This is a genomic window from Myroides sp. LoEW2-1 (assembly GCF_009767705.1).
Lineage (GTDB): Bacteria > Bacteroidota > Bacteroidia > Flavobacteriales > Flavobacteriaceae > Flavobacterium > Flavobacterium album_A.
Genome location: NZ_WSPP01000023.1, coordinates 16,124 through 27,840, shown reverse-complemented (window position 1 = coordinate 27,840; position 11,717 = coordinate 16,124). Strand labels below are relative to the sequence as shown.

The 11,717-nt window shown below is 33.4% G+C and carries 10 protein-coding genes; all 10 read left to right on the top strand.

From position 1 onward, the window contains the following. Nucleotides 1–390 precede the first annotated feature (390 nt). The 10 genes from GOQ24_RS02260 to GOQ24_RS02215 all read left to right on the top strand — a co-directional run bounded on the left by GOQ24_RS02260 (nt 391) and on the right by GOQ24_RS02215 (nt 11,716). Nucleotides 391–2,313, top strand: coding sequence for an LTA synthase family protein (locus tag GOQ24_RS02260; protein WP_160339032.1), 1,923 nt, complete (start codon nt 391–393; stop codon nt 2,311–2,313). A gap of 604 nt (nt 2,314–2,917) precedes the next feature. Then, the gene (locus GOQ24_RS02255; RefSeq protein ID WP_155092524.1) at nt 2,918–3,439 is read left to right on the top strand and encodes a c-type cytochrome; all 522 of its coding nucleotides are present in this window, start codon (nt 2,918–2,920) and stop codon (nt 3,437–3,439) included. Nucleotides 3,440–3,462: 23 nt separating this feature from the next. Continuing rightward, complete coding sequence (gene nosZ, locus GOQ24_RS02250; protein ID WP_160339031.1) at nt 3,463–5,421, top strand: Sec-dependent nitrous-oxide reductase; 1,959 nt, start codon at nt 3,463–3,465, stop codon at nt 5,419–5,421. A gap of 94 nt (nt 5,422–5,515) precedes the next feature. Beyond that, nucleotides 5,516–6,124 carry a hypothetical protein gene (locus GOQ24_RS02245; protein ID WP_155092522.1) on the top strand — a complete coding sequence of 203 codons (609 nt, stop codon included), beginning with the start codon at nt 5,516–5,518 and terminating at the stop codon, nt 6,122–6,124. Nucleotides 6,125–6,127: 3 nt separating this feature from the next. After that, entirely contained in the window at nt 6,128–6,568 is a 441-nt protein-coding gene (locus tag GOQ24_RS02240) for a nitrous oxide reductase accessory protein NosL (protein WP_160339030.1), read from the top strand. A gap of 21 nt (nt 6,569–6,589) precedes the next feature. Next, a complete protein-coding gene (gene nosD / locus GOQ24_RS02235; RefSeq protein WP_155092520.1) occupies nt 6,590–7,849 on the top strand; it encodes a nitrous oxide reductase family maturation protein NosD in 1,260 nt (419 codons plus the stop codon). After that, nucleotides 7,833–8,540, top strand: a complete 708-nt coding sequence (locus GOQ24_RS02230; RefSeq protein ID WP_155092519.1) for an ABC transporter ATP-binding protein — start codon at nt 7,833–7,835, stop codon at nt 8,538–8,540. Before nosD ends, GOQ24_RS02230 begins: the two co-directional genes overlap by 17 nt. Beyond that, nucleotides 8,533–9,315 (top strand): ABC-2 transporter permease, encoded by a 783-nt coding sequence (locus GOQ24_RS02225; protein ID WP_155092518.1) that lies wholly within the window; start codon nt 8,533–8,535, stop codon nt 9,313–9,315. Before GOQ24_RS02230 ends, GOQ24_RS02225 begins: the two co-directional genes overlap by 8 nt. Before the next feature lie 67 nt (nt 9,316–9,382). Then, on the top strand, nt 9,383–9,979 hold the full coding sequence (locus GOQ24_RS02220) for a Crp/Fnr family transcriptional regulator (protein ID WP_155092517.1): 597 nt from the start codon (nt 9,383–9,385) through the stop codon (nt 9,977–9,979). A gap of 405 nt (nt 9,980–10,384) precedes the next feature. Beyond that, a complete protein-coding gene (locus tag GOQ24_RS02215; protein WP_160339029.1) occupies nt 10,385–11,716 on the top strand; it encodes an autotransporter outer membrane beta-barrel domain-containing protein in 1,332 nt (443 codons plus the stop codon). Nucleotide 11,717: the final 1 nt, after the last annotated feature.

Below are 11,717 nucleotides of genomic sequence, written 5' to 3'. Positions count from 1 at the left end.
GGGGGGGCTAGGGGTTTACTTGCCAAAAGCGGTGTTTTGTCGAAGAAAGGTGCAAGAATACCGCAAGAAAAGTGTGCGCAAACTACTTAGAGGTATAAAATATTTTACTGAGAAGTGTGATATAATGGTGAGAATTTGCTACGAGTAGTTTGAGAGGCTAAAACAAGGAATTTGTTTATTAAGCAGAGTAGTTCACTTGTCAAGAAAATTGTTTGCTAAAGTGCTCTTTTTTGTGAATGAAGAATAAAAACAAAGAATCGAAAGGGGGATAGCAATTTTCAAGTCGATTATTTTAGAAAAAAAACTTCACATCATATAAAATGCTGTATTTGCTTATGCAAGTGAGAATAGAAATGATTAAGTTTGTGTTTCAAAAAATAAAAAAACCTTATGATTTCAAATCGTTTTCGTCTAAACGAAGTATTAGTGCTATTTTACAGACTGTTTTTAGCTTTCTTTTTTTACTTCCTTGCTCGTACTTTATTTTACGTATATAACAGTGATTTATTGAATGTAGATTCATTTGGACAATACCTTTCTTTAGCTTATCACGGATTGACCTTTGATAGAATGGCTATTTTTTATATGAGTAGTTTGTTTATCATTTTGTCAATATTACCTATTTATAAAACGACAAGTAAAGGGTATCAGAAACTCCTTTTTTGGTCTTATATCATTCCCAATTTATTAGCTTACGCAACTAATTTTATCGATTTAATTTACTATCGATTTATCTATGCACGTACGACAATTGCCGTTTTTGATAGTTTAGAACACGAGTCTAATAAGGGGACTTTATTTTTTAATTTTTTGATTAATTATTGGCATGTATTCTTGTGGTGTATTGGCTTGAGTATTGTATGGGTGTTTTTGTACAAAAAAGTGAAGTTTACAAGACCGATAACAATTGAATCAAAAAAATCATATTGGATTTCGTCTATTGTATTGTTTGTTATTGTGGTAGTCGGTTTTATAGCTGGTGTACGCGGGGATTTAAAGAAAACGACCAGACCGCTAAATATTATTGATGCTAATAGACATGTAGAGAAACCGGAACATGCTGATGTCGTTTTGAACACGCCTTTTGCAATCTTGCGTACAATTGGAAAAACGAGTTTTAAAAAGGTTGATTTTATGGATCAGCCTACTTTAGATAAATATGTCAGTGCTGTAAAACACTATCAAACAAATGAGCCATCAACTCCAAATATCGTATTGTTTATCACAGAGAGTTATGCGCGTGAGTATGTAGGAGCATTTAACAAGGATATGAATATACCAAATTACCAGAGCTATACTCCTTTTATTGATTCGCTATCTCAACATAGCTTGATTTTCCCTAATGCATTCGCTAATGGGTACAAATCGATACACGGAGTGTCTTCTGTAATAGCGGGGATACCTTCTTTTAAAGATGCATTTACCTCATCGCCATTTCCAAAGCAAAAGATAGAATCGTTAGTTTCAACTTTAAAGTCAAAAGGGTATGACACATCATTCTTTCATGGGGCTCCTAATGGATCTATGGGGTTCTTAGGTTTTGGAAATATTTTGGGATATGATCACTACTACGGTAAAACGGAATATAATAATGATGATGACTTTGATGGTACATGGGGGATTTGGGACGAACCTTTCTTTCAGTACATGAGAAAGACATTAAATGAAAAAGAAGGACCTTTCTTTGCTACCTTATTTACGGTTTCTTCTCATGAACCATTCAATGTACCAAAAGAGTATGAAGGTAAATTTCCGAAAGGCAATCAGCCGATTCACAAGACAGTGGGATATACAGACTATGCCTTTAAGCGTTTCTTTGAAGAAAGTAGCAAAGAACCTTGGTTTGAGAATACGATATTTATTATAACTGCTGATCACACCAATCAAATCGACTATGATGAGTACCGCAAATTAGTGAATCGCACAGCTGTTCCTATTTTAATTTATACGCCAGATGAAAGAGTAAAAGGAGTTGATAAAAGCTTGGCTCAACAGATTGATATTTACCCTACAGTTTTAGATATGATTGGCTATGATAAGCCATTTAGAAGTTGGGGACGCAGTTTGATTAACGATACCATTACCAAGCCTTTTGTGGTGAATTATGGAGGTAATGAGTACACTTATCAAGAAGGTAATTATATTGTTAGATTTAATGGAAAAGACATTACTGGTTTTTACGACATCAATGACAAAGGGTTAGAGCGTAACTTGATAAATGAGAAGAATGAGGAGATGTTGGAATTAGAATTAAAATGCAAGGCATTTGTTCAAGATTATTTTGCTCGAATCATAGACAAGAAATTAGATTAAAATTTAAAAATCAAATAGGAGAGTGGGAGAATACCTTTGGTGTTTTTCCACTCTTTTTTTATTCTTTACTCTATGCCTGTTTTTCTTTTTCATAGAGAGTTATTTTCGGCACTAACTTCTTTAGAAGTACTATTTGCGATTGTTTATTCATTACAAATTGTTTTTCTTCTTCAAGTACCATTTCGGTTGCAGTTCATAGATTAGTTTTAGGTATCCCTTTTTTTTCTGATTCAATGTATATCAAATCTCTGGTCTAATATCTGTATTAACATTTTGTTATCACGTGGTTTGAACAATCATATAAGGTGAAAATTGTACACTTTTTATAGTGTTTACTCATATAAAAGATGTTTTTGTCTTTTATGTATATGTTAAGGAAATCATAAAAAGATATAATTGCCCTTTATTTATTAAGTTATTTTATACTCCATTCTTCTAAATAATAAATGTATTGATCTGACAATGGTTGTAATCAACTGATTTTAAGTTAGTTGTATTTGTGTTGATAAGTTTTTGAATACAGTAATTTCCTTATGATTTGGGTCATAAAGGAAGAAGCTAAATAGAATTAACTTCACAATATGTAAACAAAAATAAACACATTATGAAACTAAGATTTATAAGTACAGCATTGATGCTAACGATTTGTTCGTTTGTAATTAGTTGTAATTCAGGAAGCAAAGGTAAAGAAGAGCAAGCTGTTACTACTAATGAAAGAAAAGTGGAAACCAAAGAAGAAACAAAACCAGCAGCGTCACAAAATTCTCAAAATTTACCACCTTCAGAGCGAGTGGATTTGACTAATAAAGGGGTAGGTCCAATAAAGTCATTAGAGTTAAAAGAACTTGATCAGAAATTGGCAGACAAAGGACAAGAAATTTATAAAAATATGTGTACTGCGTGTCACAAACCTGCTAAAAGATTTATCGGTCCAGCACCTAAGGGAATACTTGAACGCCGTACACCTGAATGGGTAATGAATATGATTTTGGCTCCAGAAAAAATGTTGGAAAGTGATCCATTAGCGAAAGAGTTATTAAAAGAATTTAACGGAGCGCCAATGGCTAATCAAAATCTTAGTGAGGAAGATGCTAGAGCAGTCTTAGAATACTTTAGAACACTATAATTATAGATTGTAAATATTATATTATGAAAACAAAATTCAAATTATTATTAACCTGTTCCGTAGCTGGTTTATTGTTGGCTGGCTGTGGTGACTCTAAAAAGAGCAATAAAGGTGCTCTCTCGACAAATGCTGCTGAGAAAGTATACGTAGCTCCAGGTGAATATGATGAGTATTATGGTTTCTTCTCTGGTGGATTTAGTGGACAGTTATCTGTTTATGGATTACCTTCAGGGAGGCTATTTAAAGTAATACCTGTCTTTTCACAAGATCCAGAGAAAGCATATGGATATAGTGAGGAAACAAAACCGATGTTGATGACTTCACATGGTTTTATCCCATGGGATGATTCTCACCACCCTGATATTTCTCAGACTAAAGGAGAAGTAGATGGACGTTGGATTTTTATTAATGGGAATAACACTCCGCGTATTGCGCGTATTGACCTGGAAGATTTTAGTACTGCTGAGATTTTAGAAATTCCAAATAGTGCGGGTAACCACAGTTCTTCTTATGTTACAGAAAATACCGAGTATGTAGTAGCAGGTACGAGATTCTCTGTGCCAATTCCTCAAAGAGATATGCCCATTAAAGACTATAAGGGTAATTTCAAAGGTGCTTTATCTTTTATATCTGTAGATCAAGAATCGGGAGAAATGGATTTGTCTTTTCAAATTTTAATGCCTGGATTCAACTATGACTTATCACACCCAGGTCGTGGTAAATCACATGGGTGGTTTTTCTTTACGACTTATAACACAGAGGAGGCTCATAGTTTGTTAGAGGTGAATGCATCTCAAAACGATAAAGATTTTATTGCTGCTGTAAACTGGAAAAAAGCAGAGGAGTATATCAAAGCGGGAAAAGGAAAGAAAATGCCTGCTAAATACGCTCACAATAAATTTGACAATAGTACTCACATGGCAACGCATACGATGAAAGATGAAGTATTGGTATTAGATGCTACTGAATTGCCTGGACTTGTTTATTTGTTACCTACTCCAAAATCACCACACGGATGTGACGTAGATCCATCAGGTGAGTACATTGTAGGTAATGGGAAATTATCTGCCAATCTTACTGTTCACTCTTTCACAAAAATGTTAGATGCAATTGAGAATAAAAAATTTGATGGTGACGCTTATGGCTTGCCAATTTTAAAATTCGACGATGTTTTAGCTGGAGTTGTTGAACAACCAGGTTTAGGCCCTTTACACACAGAGTTTGATGGTAAAGGAAATGCTTATACTACTTTCTTTATCTCATCAGAAGTTGTAAAATGGAAATTGGGTACTTGGGAGATTGTGGATAGAAAACCAACATATTACTCTGTCGGTCACTTGATGATTCCTGGAGGAAACTCAGCTAAACCTGATGGGAAATATATGGTGGCAATGAATAAAATTACCAAAGATAGATATCTGCCTGTAGGACCTGATTTGAATCACTCTGCTCAGCTCTATGATATTACAGGTGATAAAATGGAGTTGATTTTAGATTTCCCTACGATTGGAGAACCTCACTATGCAGCTGCAATTAAAGCAGATAAAATCATGCATAAATCTCGACAAATCTACAAGTTAGATGAGAATAAACACCCTTATGTAACTAAGAATCCAAGTGAGGCTAAAGTAGTTAGAAAAGGAAATGAAGTACACATTAATATGACGATGATTAGAAGTCACTTTACGCCAGATAATATTGAAGGTGTGAAAGTGGGTGATAAAGTATTCTTCCACGTGACAAATCTTGAACAAGATTTTGACGTACCACACGGATTGGCGATGCTTGGAGCTAATACAACTGAGTTACTGGTAACTCCAGGTAAAACTGAAACATTTGTATGGGAACCAAAACAAGTTGGAGTATGGCCGTTCTATTGTACTGACTTCTGTTCTGCTTTACATCAAGAGATGCAAGGGTATATTCGCGTTTCTCCAGCAGATTCAGATATCGAACTATCTTGGTCATTAGACGATGAGTAAGCGTTTGATAAACAAAGAAAATATGTTGATGTAAAATAGTTTGAGAATAAAGGGCAGAGTGTATAATGCCTCTGCCTTTTATAAAATTTTAGACATGAAAAAAGCAAGCTTATTAATGATGGTGGGAGCAGCGCTATTACTCTCGTTGTTTTTCTTTCCTCTGTGGAATATAGAGTTAGGAGCACCACAATATCCTGTACCATTGGGGATGAATATCCATATCACTGGTATAGAAGGAGTAAAGGAGTTTGATATTCAAAATATAGATGGTTTAAACCACTATATCGGGATGAAAACAATTCCTAAAGCTGAGCAAATGTGGGAGTTTACTGTATTTCCAATCGTAATTGGTCTGATGAGTGTGTTGGGAATCTTATTGGGGATTGGAGGTTATTTGAATAAAGTAAAACCAATATTCTTTTTATACTGGTTGATCTTGATGAGTGTATTAGGTTTACTGGGGATGTATGACTTTAATCTGTGGTTGATTGACTACGGAAGTGATTTAGACCCTCATGCAATTATGAAAATGGTTGATGCAAACGGAAATCCCCTTACGTATGAACCACCTATATTCGGACATCGAAAAATTTTAAATTTTGATGCCTATTCATATCCACATATTGGAGCTTATTTAATGGCTGTTGGAATGTTCTTCACACTATTGGCTTATTTATGTGGGCGAAAAGCTAAAACAAATTAAAAGATGAAAAAACTTTACTTTTTAATATTGGTCCTGTTGGTTAGTTCTTGTTCTGTTAAGGTACAAGAAATAAATTACGGAGAGGATTTATGTCATTTCTGTAAAATGGGAATTGTAGACAAAGCACATGCTTCGCAACTGGTGACAACGAAAGGGAAAAACTTTAAGTTTGATGCCATAGAATGTATGATTAACTTCCTAAGCGAGAGCAAAGCTGATCAATCTCAGTATGCATTTATTTTAGTGTCTAATTTAAGTGAACCTGGTAAAATGATTTCAGCTCAAGAAGCTACTTTTATCATTAGCAAAGATATACCAAGTCCTATGGGAGCTTTTCTTTCGGCTGTTCAAAATAAGGAACAAGCAAGTGTTATTCTAAAGGAAAGCAACGAAGCCATGTTGTATCAATGGGATAATGTTCAAGGTAAAATTAAAAAGCATTAATAAATTCTAAAATATAGCAGTATGAGAAGTCTTTATGTAAGGTATTTCTTGTTCTTATTGGTCACTTTAAGTTGCTCTGTTTCTGGTTTTGCTAAAAAAATACAAGTATGTCATGACTGTAGTATCATTAGTATAAAACAAGCAATCCAACAAGCAGAAGAGGGTGATACCATAGTTGTTAAACAAGGTACTTATTACGAAAATGAGATTTTAATTGATAAATCACTTACCTTACTCAGTGAAGACGCAAGCGTTGATGGACAAGACAAAGGTGAGATATTTATAGTTAAGGCTGATGATGTAACCATAGATGGTTTTACAATTGTCAATGTAGGAACAAGCTACATAAAAGACTTCGCTGCTATTAGAATTAGAGAAAGCAAAAACTTTGCTGTTCGAAACAATATAATTCGCAATCTTTTCTTTGGGATTTACCTTGAAAAATCTAAAGATGGAATTGTTGAGAATAATAAAATTTACGGCAAAGCAAAAAACGAGTTTAACTCGGGTAATGGTATCCAACTTTGGTATAGCAATAATGTGATCATTAAATCTAATTATGTTGAGAAAGTAAGAGATGGCATTTATTTAGAATTTTCTAACTATTGTCAAATTGAAGATAATGTGAGTCAGTATAACGTTAGATATGGATTACACTTTATGTTTTCGAATCACGATGTGGTCAAAAATTGTAAATACATTCACAATGGAGCAGGAGTAGCGATTATGTTCTCTAAATATATGACTATGACAGATAATCTATTTGAAGATAACTGGGGATCTGCAGCCTACGGAGTATTGTTAAAAGAAGTAAACGATACAGAGATTAACTATAATACTTTTAAAGGCAATACAACTGCTATCAATATAGAAGGATCTAATAGAGTGACTTATCTTCACAATGATTTTATTGGAAATGGATGGGCAATTAACTCTAACGGAGCTAATTATCACAATATAGTAAACTATAATAACTTCTCTAATAATTCATTTGACCTTGTGTATAGGGGGCCACTCAACCATAATAATTTTGATTCAAACTATTGGAGTGGTTATACAGGCTATGATCTGAATAAAGATGGAATAGGGGATGTACCCTATAGACCAATCAAATTATTCTCTTATATCGTCAATAAAACACCTGAATCAATCATTTTATTGAGAAGTTTATTTATTGATATCATTGATTTCTCTGAAAAAGTATCACCGATTTTTACACCAGATAATTTAGTTGATAATACACCTATAACCAAATATATAAAACATGATAAAGATAGATAGTTTATATAAGAAATATGGAGAAAATCACGTCTTAAAGGGAGTGGATTTAGAAATAGAACAAGGGGTTATCGCAATATTGGGACCTAATGGTTCGGGTAAAACAACATTGAATAAGTGTATTCTCGGTATGGTGTTTCCCGATAGTGGTAATATTTCCATTGATAATCAAAGTGTATTGAATAAATGGGACTATAGACAGAAGATAGATTACTTGCCTCAAATCGCCAATTTTCCAAGTAATATCACTGTTCAAGAGCTTCTAAATATGATTAAGGATTTGAGAGGCAATAAAACGCAAGATGAAAAAGAATACATTGAGCTGTTTCACTTGTCAAAATTTTTGAATAAAAAATTAAGTGCACTTTCTGGTGGAACAAAGCAAAAGGTAAATATTCTTTTAACTTTTATGTTTGACAATCCTATCATGATTCTCGATGAACCAACTACTGGGTTAGACCCTGTAGCCTTGCTAACATTAAAAGACTTGATCATCAGAGAGAAAAATAAAGGCAAGATAATCTTAGTAACTTCACATATCATGGATTTTGTTGAGGGAATCTCTGATGAAATCGTTTTTATCTTAGAAGGCAAGATATACTTTAAGGGAAGTATCGAATTGTTGAAAGAAAAAACAAATCAAGAGAGTTTTGAAAAAGCTATTGCTAACATATTAAAACAAAATTATGCTTAAGATTTTAAAATACAGTTTTTACGATTTGATTAGAAGTCGATGGAGTTATATATACTTGTTGTTTTATCTCCTATTGGGGATTGTATTGTTGTTCTTAAACAGCGATATTGGTAAAGCGATTATTACTTTAATGAATGTTATCATAGTCTTAGTTCCTCTGATAAGTACTATTTTCGGAGTAATGTATTACTATGATTCACGTGAGTTTACGGAGTTGCTATTAGCATTGCCATTAAAACGATCTACTATATTCTTCGGTCAATATTTAGGAGTTGCTCTTTCATTATCTATGAGTCTAATTATCGGGTTGGGTATTCCATTTTTATTCTATGGCTTATTAGCATCTGGAGTAATTATAAACTTCTTATTATTAATCGTAACAGGGGTGTTCTTAACTTTTATTTTTAGTGCTTTTTCTTATTGTATAGGACTAAAGAATGAGAATAAGATTAAAGGATTTGGTTATTCTATTTTACTATGGCTTTTCTTAGCGATTATTTACGACGGTGTTTTGCTTACTGTCCTTATTGTTTTTGGGGAGTATCCACTTGAGAATATCACTTTAATCGGAACCATTTTGAACCCTATTGATTTGTCGAGGATTCTGATTTTATTACGACTTGATATATCTGCTTTATTAGGATATACAGGAGCAGTTTTTAAAAGCTTTTTTGGCAATGGTGTAGGAAGTATTATATCTTTTTTCATTTTGCTACTTTGGGTTGTTTTTCCGTTATTTTTATTGCGTAAATTCGCTAAAAGAAAAGACTTTTAGTAGTAAATCAGGTTTAAATATATAGTTTTCGTATGATTTTAATCAAGGGATTTTTAATTGTTAAGTCATGATAGATAAAGAAACTTTATTTGAGTTTGGTGCAATTGAAAAAGTGTATCGAAAGGGGGATAGAATCTTCACTTTAAACGATCATGCTTGCAATTATTACCAAGTCCTATCTGGTCAAGTAATGCTTATTAATTATTTGAGTAGTGGTAAGGAATTTATACAACAAATCTTTTCGAAAAATGAAAGTTTTGGAGAAGCGATGTTGTTCAATGATACCACCTATCCTTATAATGCTGTGGCAATGAAAGACGCTGTTATATTAGAATTGTCAAAAGATAAATTCTACAAGCTACTATGGGCTGTACCAAAGTGTGTACCAGGTATACTCAAGGATATGGCGAATGAACTTTATTATAAATCGCTCATGGCACCTGAAATATCATGTCAAGATGCTCAAGGGCGTATTCTTGTCTTTTTGGATTTTTATAAAAAGCAACATGCTCCACAAAGTAAGAAATTTGGCTACCTTATTAATCTAACCAGGCAACAAATAGCCGATCTAACTGGGCTACGAGTAGAAACTGTGATTAGGACCTTAAAACACTTAGATACTGAAGGTTTTATTAAGATTAATAGTTCTAAAATATTCATCTAAACAAAACTTTGTATTGTCCTTATACGGCTTAGTACTATTTGTTATTCTGCCATAGGACTATGCTGATTAGCGATTAATTAGCAGAGTTATCTTAGAATTGATTATTGTCTTTTACTTGCTATAATTCAATAAAGAGAAGCTTTACATTATCCCACTACTGATCTTTTTTTCCCTACTAAGATTACTTCATTCTCCCTGTTATTCTTTATTAGCCAATGCTATATGAGTTGAACTAAAACAACTTAAGTATTGAATCTTTATTTATTCTGCGCTAATTGTATCATCGTTAACTCTGTATTGTTTCATAATTGTATGAAATGGGGGCTTTATATGTGTTCTTTTTATTTTTAATAAGTCTTAATAAGTTAATTTTGTTGTGAAATATTAACATTTACAACAGCTGTTATGAGTATAAGATTATTAATTGTCGTGTTTCTGTATTCTACTTTAACATTAGCACAACAAGCTGATTCTATAGCTAATAGACTCTTAGTAGAACAAGTAAAACAAGAGGTGTTAAAAGAGATAGAAAAAAAGGAGCAGATAAAGCCTTTTGATCTTAAGCGGTTTAGTTTAAATGGGTATGGAGCGATTAATTACTACAATTATGGTCGCTACGATACAGATTTGAATATTAAAGACAAATTTGATATTGAGAGATTAAACTTATACTTAGGATATCAGTTTACTGATCGAATTAAGTTGAAGGCTGAGATAGAATTTGAACATGGGGGAACAGGTTCTACCATAGAATTAGATACACAAGAGGAGTTCGGCGAATACGAGAGTGAAATTGAAGCAGGAGGGGAAGTTAAGTTAGAGCAATTGTACGTAGATTTTCAGATTAAACCATACTTTAATATTAAGGCTGGTCGTATGAAACTTCATACCAATTTGGCTCAGAGTTTGGACAGACCTACACAGTATTTCACAACACATAGGCAAGAAATGGAAAGTGAATTACTTCCGTTGGGTTGGTATGAGAATGGGATACAGTTTTATGGTCAGTTTCTCAATCAAAAGTTGCGATATGAATTATCTATTACGAGTGGTTTGGACGCGACGGGGTTTAGTTCGAGAAATTGGATTAAAAGAGGACATCAACAGCGATTTGAAATGAGTGTAGCTAATAGTTTCGCTTTTTCAGCTCGACTTGACTACAAGTTTGGAACGCATAAGGATACTTACTTTGGTTTTGCAGCCTATATCAATGATGCTGCAGCCAACAGGCCTAAGAAAGATATGGATGTATCGTCTTATGTTACTCTTTTTGAATCACATATCAGTTATAATGAAAGCTTCTTGCGATTTAACAGTGTCTTTGTATATGGAAATATAGAGAACTCTGATATTGTTAGTCGAAAAAATGCAAGCCTTTCTAAAAATCTTGGTGTAAAGCGCACTCCGATTGGAAAAAATGCTTTAGGTGTATCAGCGGAATTAGGCTATGAAATTCTTCACTTTTTTAATTTCAAACAACAGTTATATCCATTTATCCGATACGACTATTATGATTCTATGTATAAAACAGAAGGAAGTGTTGTCAGAAAACCACGCTGGCAAAGAAGTGTTTATACTGGGGGAATCAACTGGTTTATACTTCCAGAAGTAGTATTCAAAGCACATTATTCTACGCGTATTTTAGGGTCATATCACTTCGATCCAGTAACCTCTATCAATACCGACAAAAAGCAAAAAGAAAACACATTCTCTTTGGGAATTGGGTTTAGTTTTTAAT